The 23840-nt window shown below is 48.9% G+C and carries 23 protein-coding genes; 11 read left to right on the top strand and 12 right to left on the bottom strand.

Going from position 1 to position 23840, the window contains the following annotated elements:
- Positions 1–50: 50 nt before the first annotated feature.
- Positions 51–707 (bottom strand): Crp/Fnr family transcriptional regulator, encoded by a 657-nt coding sequence (locus C9J01_RS17760; protein WP_107299481.1) that lies wholly within the window; start codon positions 705–707, stop codon positions 51–53.
- Positions 708–1058: 351 nt separating this feature from the next.
- Here C9J01_RS17760 and fabG point away from each other — a divergent pair, with 351 nt between their 5' ends.
- Positions 1059–1838, top strand: a complete 780-nt coding sequence (gene fabG / locus C9J01_RS17755) for a 3-oxoacyl-ACP reductase FabG (protein ID WP_107299480.1) — start codon at positions 1059–1061, stop codon at positions 1836–1838.
- 61 nt (positions 1839–1899) lie between these two features.
- On the opposite strand, the gene C9J01_RS17750 is transcribed toward fabG, so the two are convergent.
- Positions 1900–2142 carry an EF-hand domain-containing protein gene (locus C9J01_RS17750; protein ID WP_107299479.1) on the bottom strand — a complete coding sequence of 81 codons (243 nt, stop codon included), beginning with the start codon at positions 2140–2142 and terminating at the stop codon, positions 1900–1902.
- Positions 2143–2380: 238 nt separating this feature from the next.
- On the opposite strand from C9J01_RS17750, the gene C9J01_RS17745 reads away from it, so the two are divergent.
- The 3 genes from C9J01_RS17745 (at position 2381) to C9J01_RS17735 (ending at position 3997) form a co-directional block, all read left to right on the top strand.
- Positions 2381–2788, top strand: a complete 408-nt coding sequence (locus tag C9J01_RS17745) for a DUF1330 domain-containing protein (protein WP_107299478.1) — start codon at positions 2381–2383, stop codon at positions 2786–2788.
- A 93-nt stretch (positions 2789–2881) separates the two neighbouring features.
- A complete protein-coding gene (locus tag C9J01_RS17740; protein ID WP_107299477.1) occupies positions 2882–3493 on the top strand; it encodes a LysE family translocator in 612 nt (203 codons plus the stop codon).
- Between the two features lie 78 nt (positions 3494–3571).
- Positions 3572–3997 carry a bifunctional diaminohydroxyphosphoribosylaminopyrimidine deaminase/5-amino-6-(5-phosphoribosylamino)uracil reductase RibD gene (locus C9J01_RS17735; protein WP_107299476.1) on the top strand — a complete coding sequence of 142 codons (426 nt, stop codon included), beginning with the start codon at positions 3572–3574 and terminating at the stop codon, positions 3995–3997.
- A gap of 1063 nt (positions 3998–5060) precedes the next feature.
- Here C9J01_RS17735 and C9J01_RS17725 read toward each other — a convergent pair.
- Together C9J01_RS17725 and C9J01_RS17720 are read right to left on the bottom strand one after the other, a co-directional pair.
- Positions 5061–7211, bottom strand: coding sequence for a heparinase II/III domain-containing protein (locus C9J01_RS17725; protein ID WP_107299474.1), 2151 nt, complete (start codon positions 7209–7211; stop codon positions 5061–5063).
- The gene (locus C9J01_RS17720) at positions 7211–9352 is read right to left on the bottom strand and encodes a heparinase II/III domain-containing protein (RefSeq protein ID WP_107299473.1); all 2142 of its coding nucleotides are present in this window, start codon (positions 9350–9352) and stop codon (positions 7211–7213) included. The genes C9J01_RS17725 and C9J01_RS17720 overlap by 1 nt, the downstream gene beginning before the upstream one ends.
- A 310-nt stretch (positions 9353–9662) precedes the next feature.
- On the opposite strand from C9J01_RS17720, the gene C9J01_RS17715 reads away from it, so the two are divergent.
- The 4 genes from C9J01_RS17715 (at position 9663) to C9J01_RS17700 (ending at position 13481) form a co-directional block, all read left to right on the top strand.
- Positions 9663–11429: a sodium:solute symporter family transporter gene (locus tag C9J01_RS17715; RefSeq protein ID WP_107299472.1), complete on the top strand. Its 1767-nt coding sequence runs from the start codon at positions 9663–9665 to the stop codon at positions 11427–11429.
- Positions 11430–11515: 86 nt separating this feature from the next.
- Positions 11516–11845, top strand: coding sequence for a cupin domain-containing protein (locus C9J01_RS17710; protein ID WP_107299471.1), 330 nt, complete (start codon positions 11516–11518; stop codon positions 11843–11845).
- Between the two features lie 59 nt (positions 11846–11904).
- Positions 11905–12831, top strand: coding sequence for a 2-dehydro-3-deoxygluconokinase (gene kdgK, locus C9J01_RS17705; RefSeq protein ID WP_107299470.1), 927 nt, complete (start codon positions 11905–11907; stop codon positions 12829–12831).
- Between the two features lie 26 nt (positions 12832–12857).
- Complete coding sequence (locus tag C9J01_RS17700; protein ID WP_107299469.1) at positions 12858–13481, top strand: bifunctional 4-hydroxy-2-oxoglutarate aldolase/2-dehydro-3-deoxy-phosphogluconate aldolase; 624 nt, start codon at positions 12858–12860, stop codon at positions 13479–13481.
- A 201-nt stretch (positions 13482–13682) separates the two neighbouring features.
- Here the strand turns inward: C9J01_RS17700 and C9J01_RS29515 are convergent, their stop codons facing one another.
- Positions 13683–13898 carry a hypothetical protein gene (locus tag C9J01_RS29515; protein WP_158264557.1) on the bottom strand — a complete coding sequence of 72 codons (216 nt, stop codon included), beginning with the start codon at positions 13896–13898 and terminating at the stop codon, positions 13683–13685.
- A 106-nt stretch (positions 13899–14004) separates the two neighbouring features.
- Here C9J01_RS29515 and C9J01_RS29640 point away from each other — a divergent pair, with 106 nt between their 5' ends.
- Positions 14005–14154, top strand: a complete 150-nt coding sequence (locus C9J01_RS29640) for a hypothetical protein (protein WP_158264556.1) — start codon at positions 14005–14007, stop codon at positions 14152–14154.
- A gap of 88 nt (positions 14155–14242) precedes the next feature.
- Here the strand turns inward: C9J01_RS29640 and C9J01_RS17695 are convergent, their stop codons facing one another.
- Both C9J01_RS17695 and C9J01_RS17690 read right to left on the bottom strand, forming a co-directional pair.
- On the bottom strand, positions 14243–14989 hold the full coding sequence (locus tag C9J01_RS17695) for a 3'-5' exonuclease (RefSeq protein WP_107299468.1): 747 nt from the start codon (positions 14987–14989) through the stop codon (positions 14243–14245).
- A 12-nt stretch (positions 14990–15001) separates the two neighbouring features.
- Entirely contained in the window at positions 15002–16876 is a 1875-nt protein-coding gene (locus tag C9J01_RS17690; RefSeq protein ID WP_107299467.1) for a putative nucleotidyltransferase substrate binding domain-containing protein, read from the bottom strand.
- Positions 16877–17200: 324 nt separating this feature from the next.
- Here C9J01_RS17690 and C9J01_RS17685 point away from each other — a divergent pair, with 324 nt between their 5' ends.
- Entirely contained in the window at positions 17201–17935 is a 735-nt protein-coding gene (locus C9J01_RS17685; protein WP_107299466.1) for an alpha/beta fold hydrolase, read from the top strand.
- Here C9J01_RS17685 and C9J01_RS17680 read toward each other — a convergent pair.
- The 5 genes from C9J01_RS17680 to C9J01_RS17660 form a co-directional block, all read right to left on the bottom strand.
- Positions 17927–18892 (bottom strand): LacI family DNA-binding transcriptional regulator, encoded by a 966-nt coding sequence (locus C9J01_RS17680; protein WP_107299465.1) that lies wholly within the window; start codon positions 18890–18892, stop codon positions 17927–17929. The genes C9J01_RS17685 and C9J01_RS17680 overlap by 9 nt on opposite strands.
- A 208-nt stretch (positions 18893–19100) precedes the next feature.
- The gene (locus tag C9J01_RS17675; protein WP_201797835.1) at positions 19101–20015 is read right to left on the bottom strand and encodes an ROK family protein; all 915 of its coding nucleotides are present in this window, start codon (positions 20013–20015) and stop codon (positions 19101–19103) included.
- A 220-nt stretch (positions 20016–20235) separates the two neighbouring features.
- Entirely contained in the window at positions 20236–20541 is a 306-nt protein-coding gene (gene chbA / locus C9J01_RS17670) for a PTS N,N'-diacetylchitobiose transporter subunit IIA (RefSeq protein WP_107299463.1), read from the bottom strand.
- An 81-nt stretch (positions 20542–20622) separates the two neighbouring features.
- Entirely contained in the window at positions 20623–21951 is a 1329-nt protein-coding gene (locus C9J01_RS17665) for a PTS sugar transporter subunit IIC (protein WP_107299462.1), read from the bottom strand.
- Positions 21952–21980: 29 nt separating this feature from the next.
- The gene (locus C9J01_RS17660; protein ID WP_107299461.1) at positions 21981–22289 is read right to left on the bottom strand and encodes a PTS sugar transporter subunit IIB; all 309 of its coding nucleotides are present in this window, start codon (positions 22287–22289) and stop codon (positions 21981–21983) included.
- 186 nt (positions 22290–22475) lie between these two features.
- On the opposite strand from C9J01_RS17660, the gene C9J01_RS17655 reads away from it, so the two are divergent.
- Positions 22476–23759: a PTS sugar transporter subunit IIC gene (locus tag C9J01_RS17655; RefSeq protein WP_107299460.1), complete on the top strand. Its 1284-nt coding sequence runs from the start codon at positions 22476–22478 to the stop codon at positions 23757–23759.
- The last annotated feature ends 81 nt before the right edge of the window (positions 23760–23840 follow it).

Here is a 23840-nt window from a genome sequence, read left to right as displayed (position 1 = left end):
GCATCCTCGCCTCTATTATCTATTTGATCGTAGCAAAATGAAGTACATACTCAATACAGCGAATGACTGGGGGCTTGGCACAGTTCGCTCTGTTCAGGAAACGTAATGTAGCTTTTTTCTACTACCAACACACCCCGGCTATGGAGATCCTTCACCACTTTAGCCACGGTGTTACGAGAGATAACCATCAAGGAGGCAATATTGCGATAATTTAAGTACACCCGGTTTCTGGGGTTGAGACTCGCCAACTGTTGCAGGCACTTGAGTATCTTCTGCTCTGGGTTCTTTTCCGACTGGATATAATTAAGGCAGCCAAAAGTATAGAGTTTGTTGGATACTGACTTCATCATCATATGTGAAAACTCCAACGAGTCCGCCATCAACTCCCTGGCTTTAGTGAAGGGGACAGACAACAGAGTAACATCCGTCAACGCCTTTAATGATTCAAACCGCGGCTGCGGGTTGAGCAAAAACAAATCATTAACCGGGATCCCCGCGCAGAACACTGCATAAAAGTAATCATCCCGAGATTCGCAAGGCGCTTGCAGCGAGAGAATACCGTCGAGTGGAAGATAGAGGACATCAGGAATTTCGCCCTGGAAACCTAGGTATTTCCCACGCGAGAAAGTGCGGAAGGTGCCAGCTTGGGTGAGTTGTTCTGTCAGGTCATCAGAGAGGTTATATATTTGCTGAAGTCGTTCTTTCATAGAAACTTATCTACTCCTACTGTGCCCACCGCCTCCTTGCGATACCGATATATTTGCTGCTGAAAATGACAAATCCTGATACCTGCGGTGCATTTTAACAATTGGCACTGTGGCCAAAATTGCATGGTACAATTTTAGCCGGGCAATACCGCGGGCAAAGTAACAAGAACTTCACTGTATTTGTAACCAATCATAAATCATTGCAAATCATTTTCTTTTCCAGCTTTTTACAGAGAAATTGAACCAATGTCGCTGTATAAATAAACTTACAATTAAGTCCAGTAAAATATACTTATTACGCATTATCATGCCCAATTTACTATACACCGTTAATTGGGAAGAAAGTCTATTATGCTCAAAACAATCAAAGGGCAAACCGTCATAGTCACAGGTGGAAGCAAAGGGATCGGCAAAGGGATCGCCCGTGTATTTGCCCGTCAGGGTGCCAACCTTGTTATTGTCGCCCGTGGTGAAGAGTCCGCCCAACAGGCCATTGCTGAATTTCATCAACACGGATTCAACGCTGAATACTTCTTGGCTGATGTCAGCAACTGGCAGGAAATGCAGAAAATGGCTGAATTTGTCAGGGAGAAATATGGCCGTATCGATGTGCTGTGTGCCAATGCAGGGATCTTCCCACAAGCAAGCCTTGACGATATGGATCCCGAAAATTGGGATGAAGTAATGAACACCAACCTCAAAAGCTTGTTCCTGAGCGTTAAAGCCGTCACCCCATTTATGAAAGAACAAAGTAAGGGCCGGATCATTGTTACCTCCTCCATTACTGGGCCTGTAACCGGTTTTCCGGGTTGGTCGCACTACGGCGCCTCTAAGGCTGGTCAACTAGGCTTTGTCAAAACTGCTGCAATTGAATTGGCTCGCTCCGGCATTACGATCAATGCCATTATGCCGGGGAATATCTACACCGAAGGGTTGCAGGATCTCGGGCAGGACTACCTCGATACCATGGCAGCATCCATCCCGCTCAACCGATTGGGAGATGTTGAGGATATCGGTAATACCGCCCTGTTCTTTGCTTCAGATGAAGCGGGGTATATTACCGGCCAGACCATGGTCGTGGATGGCGGGCAAATCCTACCCGAGTCACTGGAAGCGCTAGAGGGTCTCTAACAATAAAGGCAGCGCCGGCAATGGCGCTGCTCAGCATTTCCGATAAGCTATTTTAGCCCCGCTAGTAAGTCTTCTTCCTAGGAGGCTTTTCTGGCATTTCATCTTTAGTAATCACACCATCGCCATCAGCATCAATGGTATCAAAATGATCAGCCAAGGGGCCTTTCACCTCATCTCGTGACAGCACGCCATCCCCATTGGTATCAAGCTCGTCAAACGATGGTTTTTTCTTGCCATGATGTTCAGCCAAGACGGCAAAAGACAGAAGCGATAACACCATTGCATACAACACCGATTTCATCATCTCACCTCATTTGCTCAACGTCAGGATAAGCATAGATGATTTGCCCATTGCCGTATGTGTAACAGCTACCCCATACCACTATATGGCCACTTGATGCCATTGAAGCTGTTAATTATTCGAAAAAGATCGCCTCAATTAAAAAATAAACTTTACCTTTATTTAACATCTCTTCATATTAAGATTTTGCTAGTAGCAAAAGTACCAGCAATTAATCTATCACTGGAAGCTTGGAGAGAATATGGAAGTTCTAAATCAGCTATATCCATCTGATTCACAGGTGGAAAGGCTAAGCAATGATCCTGATAGTGGCGAAATTCACCTGCTTAATTTATTCCGGTTCAAGGAAAAAGCCATTTATCCCGATGGCCGTGAAACCACATTAACCGGTAAAGAGGCTTATAAACTCTATGGCAAGCCTATGCTGGAAGTTTTGGATAAATACGGTGCTGAAGTCGTTTTCTATTCGGATATAACCGGATTAATAATAGGCGAAGTGGATGAGCTATGGGATGCCTTTGTCATTGTAAAGTACCCTTCTAGGCAAGCCCTACTGGATATGACCTCTTCAGAGGAATTTAAGACCCTGAGCATCCACCGTGAAGCTGGGCTAGAAGGGCAATTAAATATCGAAACCAGTATCCCGTAAAGTCAATGGTACTAATTGCACATATGTAGCTGCCTATATATAAATAAGAGAAAGACTGCCTACCTGTATTAAATCATCAACTGTGGGGATGTAATGGACTATTTGTTCTCGTTAATATTATTTGCGGTCGTATCATCCGCAACACCCGGTCCCAATAACATTCTGGTGATGACCTCGGGGCTTAATTTCGGCATCAAAAAGAGCCTGCCTGTATTATGCGGAATATGCGTTGGCTTCTCTTTCATGTTGCTACTTGTCGGTTTTGGCTTCGGCCAGATTTTCGAGCTTTTCCCGCGCCTACACACCATCATCAAAATTGCAGGCGTATTGTATTTGTTCTACTTGGCATGGTTGATTTCAAGCTCAAAGGACGGTTTTGGAGCAAAAGATCAATCTGAACCACTGACTTTCCTCAACGGCGCTTTATTTCAATGGGTCAATGCCAAGGCTTGGGTAGTTGCAACTGGAGCCATTGCTGCTTTTACCGTTTCAGGCAGTGAATTCACCACCCAGACGCTGATTTTAGCCAGTACATTTTTGATTATTTCCTTTCCCAGTGTGGGAATCTGGCTATATTTCGGCTCATGGCTCAAGCGATATTTGAACAATGATACCTACCGCAAATGGTTTAATTTATCCATGTCCGGTTTATTGGTTCTCTCTATCTTGCCAGTGATTGGCGAACTGTTTGAACAACTTGGCTAATACCCGTTAGCATTACCCCGTTCTCTGATGGTTCAGGTAATATACCCACCTGATCCCCGTTACAGAGATACACAATCAATGCCTGAAAAATTCATGCTTCGCGCCCTAGAGCTATCACAGCAAGCTTTGCCAGACTGCCAACCCAACCCACCGGTTGGCTGTGTGTTGGTTAAAGGCAACCAGATAGTCGCCGAAGGCCATACCCAGAAGATTGGGGGTAACCATGCCGAAGTCGAGGCGTTGAATGCCTATTCAGGCGCTATGGAAGGGGTAACAGCCTACGTTACGCTAGAGCCGTGCTCTTTTGTCGGCCGGACTCCCGCCTGCGCCAAAACACTGGCCGAAGCGGGGATAAGGCATGTCGTGGTTGCCATGCTCGACCCCGACCCGAGAAACAGCGGAAAAGGAATCGCTATCCTCGAACAGGCAGGTGTGACAGTTGAAGTGGGGCTATGCCAAGCGCAAGTGAGCCAATTCCTTAGCCCCTACCTTGGCAAATCTTGATTTGACACTTAGCGAGTAATCACAGTCGCAAACTCCCTGGCAAAGTCACGGAAGTTACGTGGCTTATTTCCTGCTCGTCTACCCGGACAAGAAGTACCTCCCACTGAAATCGCAATTGTTTATTGAGTTTATGCGTGAGCAAAGAGAAGTGTTTCGACAGGCTTTAAGTGGCTAGGCTTGATACTTTCAAAGTTCGCTTATCTAGCTTCTTAATCATCAAACCTGCCTACCGTTAGCTCCTACAAGAACGATCTGTACCGTCTTCAGAGTTAGCATCGAACCTTGAATAGAAATACTTAGCTTCGATAAAGTCCTGGATATGCTCGGGCAACACAGGTCCATAGTTGCCAAGGCTGCATCGGCATAATTCCAGGCATTCTCGCTCTTCGGTTACCTCCTCCATTTCTTCATGTGAGGCCTGCTCGAAACGCTGCAGATTATAGAAAAACCAGACTAACCATATTACAAAAAATACAATTAAAATCATTTATTTAAACCTAGCTCGCTGAATCTGGAAACAAGGATAAACCCTCGAACAAACCCAGAGTCAACACCCTTTTGGGTGTATCAGGTCATCGCTTTATGGCTTAGGCAAAATGGCTGGAAATATGAGGTTGAAGAAAAGGCCGTACATCAAGAGGGACTGAAAAACAGGCAAAAAAATAGCGCTCCGTCCTAGAGCGCTGTTAGACAAGGCAAAGCTTAAGTTAGGAAGTAGATTGTTATAATAAGTCAGTTCAGGGTAGCCACTTGAGGAACGGCTATCTTGATTGATGGAGGCATTATATGATCAGCCTTCTTGTAATACAATATACCCAAAGCCCGTTATTGCTAAACTTATCATCGATTGGCATTATCTTTGCTATAACGTGACTTAGATCTCATTTACAACGCAACAAACAATCAATTAATAATACAAAAGCCCTGATACACATTATGCATCAGGGCTTATATAATTAAACTGCCTCAGGGCGCAGTGAGCCTGCATCTTGAAGTCGCTTGGGTATAAACGTAAAAAAGCCGGGCGAGCCCGGCTTTCCATTAATCACTTACCAAGTGTTAGTTATAGCTGTGCGTATGGGCCTTCCCAGCTGAAGGTCTCGCCAGCGAAGTTCACTTCGTGCTTGCCATCTTGCAGGCCGCCAGTTTGGTTCGATACCGCATAAGTCAGTACCTGACCGTCTACAAGGTGCAGGCGGACAACAGAAGCCACATCATCCATACCCACCACTTCAACACGCTCTACTTTACCGCGTGCATCAACTGATGCTTCTACCGCTTCGTTGAAGTAACCGTGCGTTTCTAACACGTTAGCAAACAGGTGAGATTTCGCTTTCTGGCGCAGTACGAACATTGGCTCAGAGCGTAGGTTGAAATCAGGATCGTTAGCACCAAGGCGACCAAAGATCACTTCACCCTGGTTGCCCGCAGAGCTCACCATGCTGTAGTAGCTGTTGTCATGCAACCAACTCACCAGCGTGCTGCCTGATACTTCACCCTGGGCAACCTGCCAGATGTGCTGGTAGCCATCGCTTTCACCCATTGGCTTCAAGCTAGCGTTTGCCTGGTAATCGAAATCGGTACGGATGATCTGGCCCGTGTGGTGTACAGGGAAGTCATACTCGTGCTCGTCATCAGAGATCAAACGGTATAGGTCGATGATCAATGGGCTTTCGATACCGTCAACTTTCGCCAGTAGCACGCTACGCTGCATATCAACACCGGCGTAGTATTCGCGTACGATGCCGCTCATGCCCTGGAAGTCTTCGTTATCAGTTTTGAAGAAGTGCAGTTCACCGTTACGAGATTCAGCCAGCGCAGTGTTGAATTCGTTCTGGGTCTTGCGATCAACAACCACAGTGTTGTGAGCGATAGTTTGCTTACAGTAGCTCTTGTTCTCAGGAATATAGCGGCCACCGAACTTAGGCTCAACATTAACCCAGCGACCGAAGCCGTAGTCATGCAGGGTTTCGTGGCCTTTGTTGAATACGCTTAGGTGCAGGCCGTCGTAGTGACCGTGATCCAGTGCCGAGTGGTACTGGTGATCAGAACCGTGCTGGCCGAACCATAGCAATGCCATGGTATCTTGGTCTTTGCTGTCACGGTGACGCATGATAGTCAGGCCACCCTTGTCGCCATTAGGGCCATCAGTCACAAACAGGCTACCCCAGTTAAATGCCGGGATATTCTCTTCTTTTGCTACCGCGTCAGAAAGTTTCTTACCTGAGATATGTACCCACACATCTTTCTGGTGAGCAGCCATCGCTAGTAGGTTGGCGTCTTCTTCGTAACGGCCGAAGCAGGCACTTGTCGTGATCAGAACACCTTCATCGTTGATGTCGATGGTCTTAGACGAGTCGTTCAAAGCCGGAAGCGTACCGTCAGGGAAGGCCGTTGACATTACCGCATAGCTGGTTGTCTTAATCACACCGTCTTTATGGGCAAAGATACCCACTTCTGGCTGACGACGCTCAATAGCTTCGGCAAACAGCTGAATAGGACGTAGTGAGAAACGGTGGTAGTAAGGACCTTCCATGTAGTAGCCGTCTGGCGAGAACAACTGGGAAAGCTGGGCCAGGAAGCCACCGCTTACGCTGTCGCCTTTCAGGCCGTAAAGCGCCTTATCAACGATTTCCTGGTTTTGGATTGCGTAACCACAGATACCCACACCGGCTACAGCCCATAGGCCGTGGTTGTGGATGATATCGAAGTCGTGGGCGTATGTATCGACGAACATATCAGCCATGATCTGGAACAGATCGTTTTCGATCAGGCGACGCTCGTCATCAGACAGCGTGTGGTGGATACAGCTGTACGCACAAGACGCGTAAAGCATCCACATGTTCTCGTTCAGAGTCTGGTGGAAGATACGGCCAGGGTGGTTACTGTCTAGGCTGACGTTAAGCTCTAGCTTAGGGTAAACCTCTGCGTACGCCACCAGCAGGTTGCGGATGTAATCACGGTAAGCTTCGTTCTCAGTGATCAGGTACAGACGGCCAGCAATATCCATATGGATGTAGTTTTGCTTATGGCGGTTGTGCTCATAGCCGCCACCTTCGCCGTGGCCAGGTACTTCGATACCAACCGTTGCGATGTAGTCTTCTAGTTTTGCAATGTCACGGGCCAGTGCATTGCCCATCAGGGTATCTTTACCCAGATCTTCACGAAGGATTGAGGCTTCATCGAAGCTCATCAGTAGTGGTTGATACGTCATTATTTCGTCTCCTGCTCAACAGCAAGGAATCCTTTCCAGCTATAGGTTGTGTCGTTAATGATAATTCGATGTTCGGTCGTGTCGGTCACATTCGGCTGGTTGCTTACCATGACGGTGAAGCGGATGCTTTCCCCTTCGATAGCAACCACCGAACCTGTCTCGTTATGAGCCAGAACATTAATCTTGTTTAGTGCGCCACGAGCATCAACAGAGGCTTCTACTGCCTCATTGAAGTAACCGTGGGTCTCCAATGCAGAAGCGAACAGCAGGTCTCTGCCCGTGGTTCGCATAATAAAACTGGTTTCATGGCGCAGGTTAAACTGCGGATCGTTGGCACCGGTCTGGGTGAAAATCATCTCGTTGTCAGCACTTGAGCTAGTACCAAGCCAAGTGTAGTAGCTATTGCCCTGCAGCCAGCTAACCAAAGCATTGTTACCTGCTTCGCCACGAGCGAGGTTCCAGAGGTGCTGATAGCCATTGCTATCACCCAATGGGTGAAGTTCGTTGTTCGTCTTGTACTCGAAATCGGTACGGATGATCTGGCCCTGGTACTGGTGCGAATAGTCGTACTGGTGCGGTTTATCGCTTGTCAGACGGTACAGGTCGATCAGCAGCGGGCTCTCAAGCACATCGGATTTCAGTAGCATCACTGTGCGCTGCATACCTGTGCCTGGGTAATGCTCATCTGCAAAAGCACTCATTGCCTGCAGCTCGGTACCTTCACCCATGAAAAAGTGTGGCTGGCCATGTACGCTATCGGCACGGTTGACATCAAACTGGTTCTGGCAACCTTCGTCTACCGTCACGCTATTGTGATTGATGGTCTGGCGAGCGTAGCTTTTGTTCTCATCCAGGTAGCGGCCGCCAAATTTCGGTTCGATATTCACCCAGCGGGCAAAACCGTATTCGCGCAGCACTTCCTGACCACGGTTGTAGAAGGCGATACCCAAGGTATCAAAGTGGCCGTGACCCATACCGTGCTGGCCATAGTTCATCGATAGCTGGCAGATATCTTTGTCTTTCGCCTGCATACGCAGGAAGCCTTGCGCGCCGCAGTTACCATCTGGACCTTCGTTCAGCTCAACGCTCGGCCATAACGGCGGCTCGATGTTTTCTTTAGCATCACAGGCTTTGGAAAGAGCTAAGCCACAAGGGTGCATCCAGACCTGATCTTGGATCTGTGCCATTCCCAGCAGGTTTTCATCAAAACCGTAACGCTTGAAGACCATGCTTACAGCCACCACGACACCCATATCTGTAATGCCCATACTCTTTGAAGCATCGTTCAGGGCTGGGAACACACCATTCGGGTATGCCGTGGCCAATAAGGCGTGGGTGGTCTTCTTGATCACCTGATCCTTGTAGTTGTAGATATCCAACTCAGGCATATGGCGATGCAGCACCTCGGCAAACACGGCCAACGGGCGAATCGCAAACCGGTGGTAATAGGGACCTTCAATATAATAGCCCGATGGCGAAAACAGTTCCGACAACTGGGCAAGGAAGCCCCCTGCCTTACCATCTCCTTTTAAGCCATAGACCGCCATTTCCAAATACTTGCGCTCGCCAATGGCTAAGCCGCAGATACCCGCCGCAGCCACCGCCCAAATGCCGTGGTTATGAATACGGTCAAAATCAAAGTCATACTTCTCTGTCGCGACATGCAACATGGGCTTGAACAAGTTTTCAACGATGTGATCACGCTGCGAATCAGAAAGCCATGCACTGATGCACGAATAGCCTAAACTTGCATACATAAGCCACATATGCTCATTGAGCATCTGGTGAAACAAACGGCCCGGAGGGTTGGTATTGCGCTGGACATGGAAATCTAGCTGCAAGTATTTGTCGGCATATTGGGTCAAGAGTTGACCAGCATATTCGGCATAACGCTCATCTTTGGTGATGAGGAACAAACGACCAGCCAGATTAATGTAATGGTAGTTTTGCCTGTGCTTATTATGTTCATAGCCACCAGCTTCGCTTTGGCCGGGAACATCCATTGGCAACGCCATATATTGCTCAAGCTCTGCCTGCAGCTTTGCAATGGTATGGCCCATTAAAGAAGAGCTCCCGATTTCTTTATGTAAATCAGAAGCTTCTTCATAAGTTAGTAACACTGGCAGTGTCGTTGTGTTCATATTGACCTCTAGGTTAGAGCGTATACTGCACCCCTTCGATACACATAAAATAATACAAATTGATTTTTGTTTCACTACCGTTTTGAAAAAACCTGACCATTATCACATTTCAATTTGCGAGTTGATCCATGTCAATCAACAAATATAAACCCATGTTTTTAATAAAAATAAGCATAAAACCATACACATCAACCGCTGCGGCACTAAAAAATAAATTTGATTGAGGTCACGAAAATAGCGGTCTTGTATTACAATATAACTTTTCAATTATTACACTAGCACCAGTTCGATAAACTTAAGGCTGAAAAAGATGACCATTGATACTTTCGTAGTTCTGGCCTACTTCCTGTTTCTAATCGCGATTGGGTGGATGTTTAGGAAATTCACCACCTCGACCAGTGATTACTTCAGGGGTGGAGGTAAGATGTTGTGGTGGATGGTAGGTGCTACCGCTTTCATGACACAGTTTTCAGCATGGACGTTCACCGGTGCAGCAGGGAAAGCATTTACAGATGGTTTCGCCGTAGTTATTTTGTTTTTGGCAAATGCTTTCGGTTATTTCCTCAACTATCTGTATTTCGCACCAAAATTCCGCCAGCTACGTGTGGTAACAGCAATTGATGCCATCCGTATGCGTTTCGGTAAAACCACAGAGCAATTCTTCACTTGGGGCAGCATGCCAGATAGCCTTATCTCGGCAGGTGTGTGGTTGAACGGTCTTGCAATCTTTGTTGCAGCAGTATTCAACATCCCAATGGAAGCAACCATTATCTTCACCGGTATCGTACTGATGCTGATGGCGGTAACGGGTGGTTCGTGGGCCGTTATCGCGTCTGACTTCATGCAGATGCTGGTAATCATGGCAGTAACAATCACGTGTGCGATTGCAGCATACTTCCACGGTGGTGGTATTGGTAACATCGTTGACAACTTCCAGGGCAACTTCCTGGTAGGTAACAACCTGAACTACATCAGTATCTTCATCCTTTGGGTAGTGTTCATCTTCATCAAGCAGTTCGGTGTAATGAACAACAGCATCAACGCTTACCGCTACCTTGCTGCAAAAGACAGTGAGAATGCGCGTAAAGCAGCTGGCCTTGCTTGTATCCTAATGGTAGTAGGTCCAATTATCTGGTTCCTTCCACCATGGTATGTAAGTGCCTTCATGCCTGACTTCGCAGCACAGTATGCTTCAATGGGTGACAAAGCGGGTGACGCAGCATACCTAGCATTCGTACAGAACATCATGCCTGCAGGTATGGTTGGTCTACTGATGTCAGCAATGTTCGCCGCAACTATGTCTTCTATGGACTCAGGTCTGAACCGTAACGCTGGTATCTTCGTTTGTAACTTCTACCAGCCAATCTTCCGACCGCATGCAAACCAGAAAGAGCTAATTATCGTCAGTAAACTGACCACTATCATGATGGGCTTCATCATCATCTCGATTGGTCTGTTTATTAACTCTCTGCGTCACTTGAGCTTGTTTGATATCGTACTGAACATCGGTGCTCTGATTGGCTTCCCAATGCTAATCCCTGTCCTACTAGGTATGTGGATTCGCAAGACCCCAGACTGGGCAGGTTGGTCAACGCTAATCGTTGGTGGTGTTGTATCTTTCGTATTCGGTATCGCACTGAAAGCCCACCATGTAGAAAGCCTCTTCGGTCTAGAGCAGCCGCTAACTGGCCGTGAGTGGAGTGACCTGGTTGTTGGCCTAAGCCTAGCAGCACACGTAGTGTTCACTGGTGGTTGGTTCATCATGACTAAGTTCTTCTACAAAGGCCTAACGGTTGAGCGTGAGAAAGAAGTAGAGAAACTATTTGAAAACTGGAATACACCACTAGTTTCTGGTGGCGACGAGCAACAATCGCTAGATACAGCGCAGCGTTCAATGCTGGGTAACCTAATCAGCGTAGCAGGCTTCGGTATTCTGGCTATGGCCCTGATTCCAAATGACCCATCAGGCCGTGGACTGTTTATTTTGTGTGGCTCTATCGTACTAACGGTCGGTATCCTGCTGGTGAGTGCTTCTCGAAAAAAGCCTGAAGCCGCAGCCGAGACGAGTGCGGCTTAACCAATAACAACAGCAAAGGCTGGACCTTTGTACCCTATTTTAAATTGTAATATTTTAACACATTAATTTTTCGGGAGAATCACACAATGTTTTTCGAAATCAACAAAAACGAGTGGGAAGACCTAGGCGATGGCATCAAGCGTAAAATCGTAGGCCACACTGAAGACCTTATGGCAGTACACCTAGAGTTCGCAAAAGGTGCTATCGGCCACCCACACGCCCACGATATCCATGACCAGATTGGCTACGTGGTTGAAGGTAGCTTCGAAGCAGAAGTTGACGGTGAGAAGCGCGTACTGAAAAAAGGCGACGCTTACATCGCTGCGAAACTAGCGGTTCACGGTGCAGTTGCACTAGAAGAAGGCAGCATCCTTCTAGACATGTTCTCTCCAGTTCGTCAGGACTTTTTGAAGTAATTACCCTGATGGGAAGGGCACGCTAGTGCATCTTCCCATCCCCTTTTTCCGGAGTATGTATGGCTACTATGAACATTGCCATTCTTGGCGAGTGCATGATTGAACTGCAACAAGCCAATGACCAACTAACCCGTAACTTTGGTGGCGATACCCTTAACACAGCGGTATACCTATCTCGCCTAACCAAGGACAAGGACATCAACACCACCTATGTAACTGCCCTAGGTAACGACAGCTTCAGTGATGAAATGTTGGCAGCTTGGAACAAGGAAGGGATCAATACTGACTTGGTGCTACGCCTAGAAGGTAAACTACCTGGCCTTTACTACATCGAAACCGACAGCACAGGTGAGCGCAGCTTCCACTACTGGCGTAACGATGCAGCAGCAAAATACCTGCTTGAGCAAGAGCAAAGTGCAGAGCTGCTAAACAACCTGATGGCTTTTGATGCGATTTACCTAAGTGGCATCAGCCTGGCTATCCTAACGGCTGCAAGCCGTGAACAGCTATTTACTTTCCTTGAAGATTTCAAAGGCAAAGGTGGCAAGGTGTTGTTTGATAACAACTACCGTCCAAAACTTTGGGCTTGTGTGAAAGAAGCACAGGAAGCTTACCTTCGCATGCTATCCCTAACTGACATTGCGCTACTGACTTTCGACGACGAGCAGTTGCTGTTCGGCGATGAGACGCTAGAAGAGTGTATCGAACGTACCCAAGGTGCCGGCGTTACCGAAATCGCTATCAAGCGTGGTAAAGATGCCTGCCTTGTTGTTACCGCAGAACAGAATGTATTCGTCCCTGCCCTAGTTGCTGACAAGGTTATTGACACCACAGCAGCAGGTGACTCATTTAGCGGTGGCTACCTAGCCAAGCGTTTCACCGGCGGTTCAGCAACCCAAGCAGCTCATGCAGGCCATCAGGTTGCATCAACGGTTATCCAATACCGTGGTGCAGTGATCCCTGCCGACGCGATGCCAACGATTTAACACACACTAAGTGAGAGTAAAGAATTATGAGCAACCTAAACGATAAACTAGCTGCGCTGAAAGTAATCCCAGTTATTGCTATCAAAAACGCTGAAGACGCAATCCCACTAGGTAAAGCCCTAGTTGACAACGGCATGCCTTGTGCTGAAATTACTTTCCGTACTGAAGCGGCAGCCCAAGCTATCCGCAACATGCGTAAAGAATTCCCAGAGATGCTAATCGGTGCAGGTACTGTTCTGACTAAAGAGCAAGTTGACGAAGCTATCGACGCTGGCGTTGACTTCATCGTAAGCCCTGGTTTCAACCCAACGACAGTAAAATACTGCCAAGAGAAAGGCGTTGCTATCGTTCCTGGTGTTAACAACCCAAGCCTGGTTGAGCAAGCGATGGAAATGGGCCTACGTACCCTTAAGTTCTTCCCAGCTGAACCTTCTGGCGGCGTTTCAATGCTTAAAGCACTAACAGCTGTTTACCCTGTTAAGTTCATGCCTACTGGCGGTGTTAGCCTGAGCAACATCGATGACTACCTAGCGGTACCTTCTGTACTGGCTTGTGGTGGTACTTGGATGGTTCCAGGCAACCTGATTGACAACAAGCAGTGGGATGAGCTTGGCCTGCTAGTTAAAGATGCTGTAGCCAAAGTTCAGTAATTGCTTCACCCCCGATGAATTTTCTGATTTTAGTCGATCATTTTTGATTTTTTTAATTTGTTTAGTTACTTGCCAAAGTTACTACATTAATTGATCCAGTTGCCCCAGCCATGAGCTGGGGCTTTTTTTATCTGCAGTTCCCAAATCAATGCTCAAATTACAGTCATGTTGAAAGCGAAAAGCAATCAGGCGATATCTGCCCTAGCTAGATGAGGGACGTGGGTATTGGTAGATATGGGGCGGGGGCCTATCCAGCATCTCGCTGGTACGGTAGAGCTCCATATACTGGCGGTTTACCGGCGGCTCGGCATAACTGCGGGTGAACATACTGCTTTCACAGCCAGTAAGCACCAAGAGGAAAGCGCCTGCGACGGAGGCCTGTAAGCATACCCTCAACGTTGACTGGCGGTTCATCATAGGCTCTCACACAATGGAAGACATCTTAACTATAAGTCAGATTCTCACTTTCTGGAGGGCAGTGAAAAACAGCCTATAGTGAAAGGTAGTGAGTGGAGGGAGTTCCATGACGACGTTCTTGATTATTGTCTCGACCTATTACCTGCTGACTTCCAAGCGGCACTTGCTGTCACGCCGTGTTAAAGCGGTCATTGGCGTGTTCTTTTTGTTCTTGCTGCTCATTGCTTACCTACTCTACAACGCCTCTCTGTCATAGCGTATCCGTCCAGTACTACCACATAAAACATGATACAAAAAAGCAGGGGCCACATTGGCCCCTGCTCGTTTACGATGGTGAGTAGCCCTTACTCGCTCATCGTCAAATCATAGTGGTGCATGTCATACACCTCTTCGAGCCTAGGTGTTACGCGGCCAAAACACTTATTAAGCAAGGCCAATAGCAGTTCACCTGTGGCCACTGCATCAATCAAGGCACCATGGCTCGGGTACTCCGGTAGGCCATAGCGCTGGCGGATTGATGACAAACGATAGTCCCCTTCTTCGCGAATATGGCGGTTGGTCACTAACATCTTTTCAATCAGCAAGGTATCGAGCCATAACAGCGGTGGAAGTGGGATCCCAAAGCGCTGTTGCAGATAGTGTTCGAGAAAAGACTTCTCAACCGTGAGGCCATGAACCAACACTATCTTACCGGCCATCTTGGCAAACAAGTTATCCATTGCCTCGTCCAATCCCACCCCGGACTTCAGCATCTCTGGGGTGATCTGGTTGATAATCGCCGACTGGGCATTGATCCCGCTACTGTCCTTGATAAAGGTCTCTTCACAGCTGCTGAGATTGAGCATCCCGTTTTGCATTTCAACATAACCGATACTGAGGATCTGATCCTTGTCAGGGTTCAGCCCCGTAGTTTCAAAGTCGAGGCTGATAATATCTTTCTCTAGCAACGGGGTGCCAGGGGCTGGCAGTTCAACGCCGAGTAGATTTACTACCTGCTGGGCAGAATCAATAGCTCCATAGTTAGCTTGCCACTTGGTCTGAGCCCTCGCCAGACGGTTAAGTGGTTTGAAGTACGACAGCATTCGTTTCATCCCTAACACCTCTTACGCCTGACCGTAACGCAGTTTTACCGCGTCTTGGTGCTCGGCGATAATCCGGAATGCATCCTTGAGGTGCTTACGCTCGAAGCTACCGAACATATCCGGTGAGATGTGGTTATCCGGCACCTCACCGTTCTTAAGCGCCTGAAGCTGATGGCTGTAGCGCACCCGGGTAATGAAGCGGTAGGCGCCAATAATATCCTTGAGGCTCTCCTCACTGAGGCTGCCATGCTCAAAGGCATATTGGAAACGCTCCTCGGTGCCAGTCAGGGTACATCCCACCGACAAGCTGTAGATACGCGCTAAGTCTACTATCAGGTTAAGGGCATATTTCTTGATATTAAGGGTATTACTCTGCTCGCCGTTCTTCTCCAAGACAAACTTATTGAAGATACCCAGCGGCGGCTGGGTCTCCACTGTGTCTCTGGCCAAGATACTCAAGAAGCTGCTATTTTCACCCAACAGGTTCATCAGGTGAGCCTGTAGCTCTTCGGAAAACGCCTCATGGCCATGGATTGCCCGCACTTCCAGGAATACGGTGATATTGAGCAAGCGATCGTATTCTGGGTTTTCTGCCCACTTGGTATAATACGCCTTCCAAACCGATAGCGGCTGGCACCATTTCTGTACCGATGCCATATAGTTACCGCTACACAAGCTATAGCCACAAGCGTCCATCCATTTGCAGACGTCCATTGCCAGCAACTTGAAATACATACGCTGATCATCGGTCACATCATCGGACAAGATAATGGCATTGTCCTGATCTGACAGGGCATGGACTTCATTACGCGCGTGAGAACCTGCCACCACCCAAGCATACTCGCAGGGTGGTGGTCCCATCTTGGCTTCCACCAGCTGCAAGATACGGCGGTTGAAGGTGTCCATGATCATCGCCATCACCTGACCGATGATTTCCGACCCAACATTGCCTTCAATCAACGCCTCGAAAATCGCCTGACGTTCCGAAGCCAATTCGACCAAGTCTTCCAGCGAGTCGGTGTAGTTAATTTTCTCGATCAGGAAAATGGCCTGTACCCGGTGCTTCTGAATCAAGTGGGTCGTCGACAAGACACCGACAACCTGCCCGTCTTTAACCACAGGCAGGCTTCTGACATTGTGCTGCATCATCAATGAGGCGGCTTTCATGACCAAATCATCAGGGGAGACAATCAATGGGTTCGGTGTCATCACTTCCTTGATCTGCCTGTCGGCATTGACGCATTTTGCCAATACCCGCTTGGCCAAATCGCGGTCGGTCATCACCCCGACAATCTGGTTGCCATCTTTAACAACCGCCAGCGGGGATGGGGTTTCAACCGTCATCCGATATGCCGTTTGCTGGATCGATAATGTCGCCGGTACCACTGTCACCCTATCGCTAGCGACTTCTGCCACGGTTTTGAAGAACAAGCCCTTTTCATCATCTGACCACACCACACTCAACGCCGACTGAATTCGGACCTGTGCCTGTGCCGCAAAGTGCTGGGCATATTCCGGGTAGGAGCGCAGGATGTGCTTGAGCTTGGCATGGGGGATCAAATACAGCAGGCTATTTTCCATTGCCGTTGCGGTATAGGCCATCTCGGCATGGCTACTATCCCCTTCCGTTTGCAGGAAACTAAAGCCAAAAATATCTTGCTCACCCAACTTGGCACGCAATACCCCATCGGACTTACGCTGCTCCATTGCGCCGGTTCGAATGATGTAGAGGTAGCACTCTTCCTGATCGGTCGAGAAAGCAATCCGCTCACCCTGTCCTAGGTAATTGATTTTGATACAGCCCGCGATTTTTTCGAGGCAGTCCTGAGGCAGCTTATCGAACGGGTCGACATGGGTCAGAAATTCAATGATGTTCGGCAGCAAGGTGTGAGACATGAGCGATATCCGGTTGGGAGAAAAGTCGAGCGACGCCAATCACAAGACCGGCAATCGATAGGAAATATAATAATACAATTGGGTGTATTTCGGAATGCATCCAGCCCCCAGAACATGGCTCCACATCACGCTTCCAGCATTGCCTCTAGCCTCTAGCCTCTAGCCTCTAGCCTCTAGCCTCTAGCCTCTAGCCTCTAGCCTCTAGCCTCTAGCCTCTAGCCTCTAGCCTCTAGCCAGATTCCTACCTATGTCTTGCAAGGTCAATATGTATTCAGGTGACCTCGGTATAATAATTAATCAGCTCAACCAGCCATACATCCGATTATGAAGCCAAAACACTCCCTGATTACCCTCTCACTCTTAGGCCTGCTGACCGCCTGCTCCTCCCAGCCGGAGGTTACCGATAACAGTGATGTGGTCGTGCTTGCCCATGGCCTAGCACGCAGTAGCAATGCAATGTGGAAGATGAAGGATAACCTGGAGCAAGCAGGTTTTGCGGTTTGTACGATTGATTATTCAACCATCGGTGTTGCACTGGACGATATGCTCGATGATACCCGCCAGCAAATCAAAGGCTGTATATCCAGAGGGGGCAGAACCCACTTTATCGGCCATTCGCTTGGCGGCTTGGTGATCAGGGATTACCTAGCACAGCACCCAGTCGACACGCAGCAGTTGGGCAAAGTCATTTTCATGGGCACGCCAAACCAAGGCAGTGAGGTCGCTGATCACATGCAGGATAACTTCCTAATGGGTATCGGCGGGGAGGTCAGCCAATCCCTGATTTCAGGAGAAAGGAGTTTAGGCAACCAGCTACCTGTCCCCGACTATCCGGTGGGGATCATTGCCGGCACCAAATCATCGTTCGCTACCAAATCCTATTTTGATGTAGCCAATGACGGTTTGGTGTCGGTTGACTCGGCCAAGGTTGCCAGTATGGACGACTTTATCGCCTTGAAGGTGAGCCATACCGCAATGCGCTATAGCCAGAGCGTCTCAGATCAGGCAATCCACTATCTCAAACATGGCCAATTCGACCATACCGGTAGTTTACGCTAGGGTCATTACCGAGGCGCGGGCTACCAAACGGCCTGAGGCGGCAGGTACCTGCTCTATCTGTAGGGGATTGCCATCGACAATACTCTTAACCCTTTTCAGGCAGTCATCAATCAAGGATTCGGTTGGATAGCTGATACAGGTCAGCGGTGGGTAGAGCAAGGTGGCCAGCGGCGAATCTTCCAAACTGATGATCGACACTTCCTGCGGCACCGCAATATTGAACTCCCGCATCAGGCGCATGGCTTCGGCTGCATGACTATCTCGCTTGACCACCAGCGCGGTATATTTTGTGAAGCTGTTGATCAATGCCAGCAAGCCCTGCTCAATATCGTTCTTCGCTTCGACGACCAGTTGGCGGTTGAACGGGATCGAGAGGTTTTGCAGCGCGCTGCGGTAACCTTCCAGCATCTGTTGGCTGGCGGCTTCCTCGGCATCATCAATCAGCAAAGCTATCTGGCGGTGGCCCTTGCCAAGCACATAGCGGCAGGCGCTTTCGGTGGCAAAGGCAAAGTTGTAACCACTGACGATACTGCCTTCGATACAGACATTATCGAAATGGACTACATTGGCAGGCTGTGGGCCGGCTGGCGGTGCGCCCATCACGATAATGGCTTCGCACTGATCTTGCAGCTCATCAATCACCCGGCGCTGGTCTTCAGCATCGCTGGCGTAGTGCAGCAACATGAATTTATTGAGTGATTTTAATCCCTTGGATAACAACGGTAGGTAGTTGGCAACATTGGTCGCTTCAGCCGATGGCAATACGACACCGATATAGTGCGAGGCTTGCTTAGCCAAGTTCTGCGCCGCAACGTTAGGCCGGTAGTTCAGCTCCTCGACGGCTCTCAATACCGCCAACCGGCTCTCTTCCTTGACCCCACGCGTACCACTCAGCACACGCGATACCGTGGCTTTAGATACATTTGCTAGCTTTGAAACATCAGTGATGGTTGCCATTGATCCGTACTACATCGTTGTTACCCAAAAAATTCCCACTGCGCCATACCGTCTTTAATGCCAGCTGACACAGCAAGCGTCTATCATATCATAGTCACCCCCACAGTCATTCGACCATGAAGAAAAACCTCTTTTATCTCGGACAGTTTCCATCAGTTTCCGTAATCACTCCCACTGACGGAAACAGCAGTTAATACCCCAGAGCCTTTCAGGCTGCTTCAGCATGCATCGATGGCAGCCATGCTGCGCCGCGCACACCGCTACTATCTCCGAACTTGGCTTTGACTATCTGGGTATTGCAGTGCTTGGAGAACACATACTTCTCGACGGCCTTTGGCAAGTCTCGATATATCGCATCGGCGTTCGACAGGCCGCCTCCGAGAACGATGACATGCGGGTCGACCACATTAATCACCGAGGCAAGGCTTCGGCCGAAAGCATCAATAAAGTGGTCGTAGTATCCCTTGGCTTCCCCGTCCCCCAACTCAGCCGCCGCAATGATTTCCTGCGCAGTCAGGTTACTACCAAGACGTTGGTTAAAGCGTTCGGTAAAACCTGTTCCGGAAATAAAACGCTCGATACAGTTGTCTTTACCGCAATAGCAGGGTTGGCTCAAACCATCGAGTTGAATGTCGTAACCGGGCAGCGTGTTGTGGCCCCATTCGCCGGCAATAGCATTGGGTCCCATTAGCAACTGGCGGTTAACCACCATTCCGCCACCACAACCGGTGCCAACAATGACGCCAAACACGGTGTTGCCATTGGCACCCGCGCCATCAACCGCCTCTGACAGCGCAAAGCAATCTGCGTCGTTGGCTATGTAGACATCCTGCTCCAGTGCCTGGATTAAATCCGACCATAGGTCGTGGCCGTTAAGGACAAGGCAGTTACAGTTCTTGATTTTGTCAGTCACCGGATCCACCGCACCCGGCAAACCGATACCAATAGACAGAGGTTGTCCGACGGTTAACCGAATATCGGCAATGAAGGTCAGTAAGTTATCCATGAAGGCCTGATAGCTCGACTTCACTGTTGGAATACGCTTGCGGAACACCTGCTCCCCATTGGCATCCAATACCAAGCCTTCGATTTTTGTCCCACCGATATCCAGTCCTAACTGCAACATCTGCCTACCCTCTTTTGTTATTAGCTCTGTGCGTTTCAGCATTGCCGAGTATTCTGTGTCAGTAAGTTGCGCTACAAAAAACTCGGCAATAATGAAAGGTACGGGGATAAAGGTTCTGGTGATGGAAACGGTGAACGAGAGGGTCTGATGTCCCTCTCTAATCTTCTCAGGCGTTGCGACTTCGCGTTAACCTGGATTTACTGCTGCTTGATTGGCATTACTGCACGCGTCGGTGAAGCTCAATGAGTTCAGCGACAAGCTCTTTAGCTAGCATTGAGGTCATCAGGTGATCCTGAGCGTGGACCATAACTAGCGTCATCTTGGTTTTGCCTTCACCTTCATCGGCCTCAATCAGCTGGGTCTGCACCAAATGGGCTTGGTTGGCAAATTCCTGGGCTTCTTTCATCAGGCCTTCAGCTTCTTCGAAATTGCCCTGTTTGGCATGGCGAAGGGCTTCATAGCATAGGCTACGCGATTGACCGGCATTGATGATAATACCCATTACCTGTTCTTCTAAATCCATCTTTCTCTCCACTTTACTGCGACCCTGCTGCCTGGCAGCAGGGCTTGGTACAACTTGATATAAAACTATGACTTCATGCTATTAAGCGGTCACCGGCTGGCCTTCTGCCGCCTCTTCTTCCGCTTTGCTAGCCGCCTCCTGCTCAAGCAGTTGCTTCTCGTAGGCCTTGAGGAATGGCAGGTACATAATGGCTGCCGAAGCCATACACAACAGACACAGGATGACCGGGCTGAATGACCAGTTAGCCGCCCATGACGCACCGATAGGGCCAGGGGTTGTCCAAGGTGTCAGCGATACCACGCGGGCTACCAGGTTCAGGTCAAGTGCAATGTAAGCCAAGGTAGCGTTAACCATCGGCACCAGTACGAACGGCAGGAAGAACAGCGGGTTCATGATAATCGGCGCACCGAACAAGATAGGTTCGTTGATATTGAACATACCCGGTACCACGCCCATCTTACCGATAGTACGCAGGTGAATGGCTTTGCTGCGCAGTAGCAAGAAAGCTAGTGGCAGGGTAGAACCTACACCACCAATTAGTAGGTAGTGATCCCAGAAACCCTGAACGTAAATGTGCGGGATAGCTTCGCCGGCAGCCATTGCAGCCTGGTTAACCGAAAGGTTTGCCATCCAGAACGGGTTCATAATACCGGTGACGATTAGCGCGCCGTGGATACCGGCAAACCAAAGGATCTGACACACCAGTACCGACAGTAGCAGTGCAGGCAAGGTATCAGAGGCAGCAACCAGCGGCTCAACCAACGCCATGATAGCCTGCGGGATGATCATGCCAGTTTGCGATTCAATCAGCAGGTTCAGCGGGTGCAGGGTCAGGATCAACACCATCACCGGAATAAGAATTTCAAACGAACGGGCAACACCGGTCGGTACCTGAGGCGGCAAGCGAATGGTGATGTTGTTACGTTTTAGGAAGGCGTATACCTCGGTGGCGTAAATCGCCACGATCAATGCGGTAAAGATACCCTGACCAGAGAAGTAAGCCGTTGAGATCATGCCGTTATCAAGCGGTGCCGCCACCAGCATGAAAGACATGAATGACAGCATACCTGTGGTCAACGGGTCCAGATCATGGTGGCGAGCCAAACTGGCAGCGACCCCGACCGATATGAACAAGGTCATTATCCCCATGCTGAAGTTGAACGGCAGCATCAGGGTATCAAAGTGGCGCTCGGAAAAATCCAGCCATGCGCGGGCAAAACCCCAAGTGGTATCCTGCGAGAACGGCGGGAAGATAAATACCAACATGAAAGAACCAACAATCATGAAAGGTAGCGCGGCAATAAAACCATCACGGATCGACGTGACGTATTTCTGCTGACCGATAGCACCGGCCATAGGGGTGATTTTCTGCTCTATCACCCCGATTAACTTGTCGTATAGGGCACTCATAACGATTCCTTTATTGTTGTAGTTCGTGATTAACCGTCAATGAGCGACAGGGCAAAGTCCAACACCTTGTCACCCTTCTGCATGCCGTAATCCATCATGTTGATAGGCTCTACCTTGATGCCGTGGGCGTCAGCTTTCTTCTGCAGATCCTGCTGCATGTATTTCACCTGTGGGCCAAGCAGCACCACTTCGTAGTTACCCACCTGCTGGTCGAACTCCGCTGCGCCGTAGGCTTTGATTTCGGCATCCAGGCCACGCTTCTCCGCCTCGGCAACCATTTTTTTCACCAGAAGGCTAGTCGACATACCTGCAGAGCAACACAACATAATTTTTTTCATTTTTAAGTCCTCTATCGAATGATTTCGGTTTGAAATATACGACCAAAGGAAAATATTGGAAACCGGTTTCCAGGCAATCCATTTCTATTTGTGAGTACGATCACCAGAAAACGCCAAATGTTCTGGCAAAATGTGATCCGTTCAATATTGAGACCGGAAACTGTTTCCAAAGGATTAGCAAAACCTATGAACATTCAAGTGATGAATGTCGCGGCAAGTGTCATCGAACAACGTATTTCGCCGCTGGCGAACTGGCTGACACGCAGCAACCACGTTACCGCACTGAGAGATGGTTTCTCCCTGGCTATGCCATTTGTGATAGTCGGCAGCTTACTGGTTCCCTATATTTTTCCGCCATTTGCGATTAATTACACCAGCAGTTTCGGCCAGTTCTACCTCACCCTGAAACCGCTCCTGGCGCCGACTTTCGAGCTGACAATCGGCTTAATAGCCCTGATTGTTGCCTTTGGAGCCAGTGCCAGCCTGGCCAAGCAATACCAGCTCCCCGAACGCCTATCCGGCCTCACCGGGTGTTTGGCTTTCCTGTTATTTATCGGTTTTAGCGGCAACGAGATGCCCAATGTCTACCTTGGCGGTATGGGTATCTTCACCGCATTGATTTCCAGCACCTATGCAATTGAGATAATTAGATTTTTCTATAAAAAAGGTTGGTACATCAAACTGCCGGACGAAGTCCCGCTGATGACCCGCAATGGTTTCCAGCTGATCGTCCCGCTGATGGTTATCTTGCTCTCCATCAGCATGATTAACGCTTACTTGCAGGTCCACACTGGGCTCATCTTGCCCGAACTAATCGCTTCTGCATTACAACCATTGATCGTTGCTTCCGATACTCTAACGGCGGTTTTGGTATCGCTGTTGATCTGCCACCTATTGTGGTTTATCGGTATTCACGGCGCACTCATTATCACCGGTATCATGAACCCGTTTTGGATAACCTATCTGGTTGAAAACCAGCAGGCTCTGGCCAATGGTGCCGAACAGTTGCCACATATCTACCTGCAGGGGTTTTGGGATTTTTACCTGTTAATTGGTGGGATTGGATCCACTTTGCCGCTGATTTTCATGGCGATGAGAAGCAAGTCTAAGCAATTGAAATCAGTGGGTAAAATCGGCCTTATTCCATCCCTTTTCAATATCAACGAACCGATCTTGTTCGGCTTCCCGATTATCATGAACCCGCTGTTCCTGATCCCTTTTGTCGGGGTGCCACTGATCAACGCCTGCATCGCTTGGTACCTCACTGATATCGGTATTCTAGACAGGATGGTGGCGCTACTGCCATGGTCAATGCCGGCTCCGCTCGGTGCGGCATGGGCCGCCAACGGCAGCTGGAAAAATATGTTTATGTGCCTGTTTGCCATTTTCAATTCATGGATGATTTACCGCCCGTTCTTCAAGGTCCATGAAAAGCAACTGCTCGAGCAAGAGGCCCTACGCCAGCGATAAGCTGCTCCCATCCCTTCTTAGCCGCCACATTCAGGCGGCTTTTTTGTTTCGATCAAAATCACAGATCCAGAGATCTCCTAC

Source organism: Photobacterium rosenbergii (assembly GCF_003026455.1).
Taxonomy (GTDB): domain Bacteria; phylum Pseudomonadota; class Gammaproteobacteria; order Enterobacterales; family Vibrionaceae; genus Photobacterium; species Photobacterium rosenbergii.
Note: the sequence above shows the minus strand (reverse complement) of the source record. Positions and strands in the feature narration are given on the sequence as shown.

What these genes read in the sequence shown, in the direction of transcription:
- C9J01_RS17760 (WP_107299481.1), bottom strand. Translation starts at nt 707, where the DNA reads ATGAAAGAACGACTTCAGCAAATATATAACCTCTCTGATGACCTGACA.
- fabG (WP_107299480.1), top strand. Translation starts at nt 1,059, where the DNA reads ATGCTCAAAACAATCAAAGGGCAAACCGTCATAGTCACAGGTGGAAGC.
- C9J01_RS17750 (WP_107299479.1), bottom strand. Translation starts at nt 2,142, where the DNA reads ATGATGAAATCGGTGTTGTATGCAATGGTGTTATCGCTTCTGTCTTTT.
- C9J01_RS17745 (WP_107299478.1), top strand. Translation starts at nt 2,381, where the DNA reads ATGGAAGTTCTAAATCAGCTATATCCATCTGATTCACAGGTGGAAAGG.
- C9J01_RS17740 (WP_107299477.1), top strand. Translation starts at nt 2,882, where the DNA reads ATGGACTATTTGTTCTCGTTAATATTATTTGCGGTCGTATCATCCGCA.
- C9J01_RS17735 (WP_107299476.1), top strand. Translation starts at nt 3,572, where the DNA reads ATGCCTGAAAAATTCATGCTTCGCGCCCTAGAGCTATCACAGCAAGCT.
- C9J01_RS17725 (WP_107299474.1), bottom strand. Translation starts at nt 7,211, where the DNA reads ATGACGTATCAACCACTACTGATGAGCTTCGATGAAGCCTCAATCCTT.
- C9J01_RS17720 (WP_107299473.1), bottom strand. Translation starts at nt 9,352, where the DNA reads ATGAACACAACGACACTGCCAGTGTTACTAACTTATGAAGAAGCTTCT.
- C9J01_RS17715 (WP_107299472.1), top strand. Translation starts at nt 9,663, where the DNA reads ATGACCATTGATACTTTCGTAGTTCTGGCCTACTTCCTGTTTCTAATC.
- C9J01_RS17710 (WP_107299471.1), top strand. Translation starts at nt 11,516, where the DNA reads ATGTTTTTCGAAATCAACAAAAACGAGTGGGAAGACCTAGGCGATGGC.
- kdgK (WP_107299470.1), top strand. Translation starts at nt 11,905, where the DNA reads ATGGCTACTATGAACATTGCCATTCTTGGCGAGTGCATGATTGAACTG.
- C9J01_RS17700 (WP_107299469.1), top strand. Translation starts at nt 12,858, where the DNA reads ATGAGCAACCTAAACGATAAACTAGCTGCGCTGAAAGTAATCCCAGTT.
- C9J01_RS29515 (WP_158264557.1), bottom strand. Translation starts at nt 13,898, where the DNA reads ATGATGAACCGCCAGTCAACGTTGAGGGTATGCTTACAGGCCTCCGTC.
- C9J01_RS29640 (WP_158264556.1), top strand. Translation starts at nt 14,005, where the DNA reads ATGACGACGTTCTTGATTATTGTCTCGACCTATTACCTGCTGACTTCC.
- C9J01_RS17695 (WP_107299468.1), bottom strand. Translation starts at nt 14,989, where the DNA reads ATGAAACGAATGCTGTCGTACTTCAAACCACTTAACCGTCTGGCGAGG.
- C9J01_RS17690 (WP_107299467.1), bottom strand. Translation starts at nt 16,876, where the DNA reads ATGTCTCACACCTTGCTGCCGAACATCATTGAATTTCTGACCCATGTC.
- C9J01_RS17685 (WP_107299466.1), top strand. Translation starts at nt 17,201, where the DNA reads ATGAAGCCAAAACACTCCCTGATTACCCTCTCACTCTTAGGCCTGCTG.
- C9J01_RS17680 (WP_107299465.1), bottom strand. Translation starts at nt 18,892, where the DNA reads ATGGCAACCATCACTGATGTTTCAAAGCTAGCAAATGTATCTAAAGCC.
- chbA (WP_107299463.1), bottom strand. Translation starts at nt 20,541, where the DNA reads ATGGATTTAGAAGAACAGGTAATGGGTATTATCATCAATGCCGGTCAA.
- C9J01_RS17665 (WP_107299462.1), bottom strand. Translation starts at nt 21,951, where the DNA reads ATGAGTGCCCTATACGACAAGTTAATCGGGGTGATAGAGCAGAAAATC.
- C9J01_RS17660 (WP_107299461.1), bottom strand. Translation starts at nt 22,289, where the DNA reads ATGAAAAAAATTATGTTGTGTTGCTCTGCAGGTATGTCGACTAGCCTT.
- C9J01_RS17655 (WP_107299460.1), top strand. Translation starts at nt 22,476, where the DNA reads ATGAACATTCAAGTGATGAATGTCGCGGCAAGTGTCATCGAACAACGT.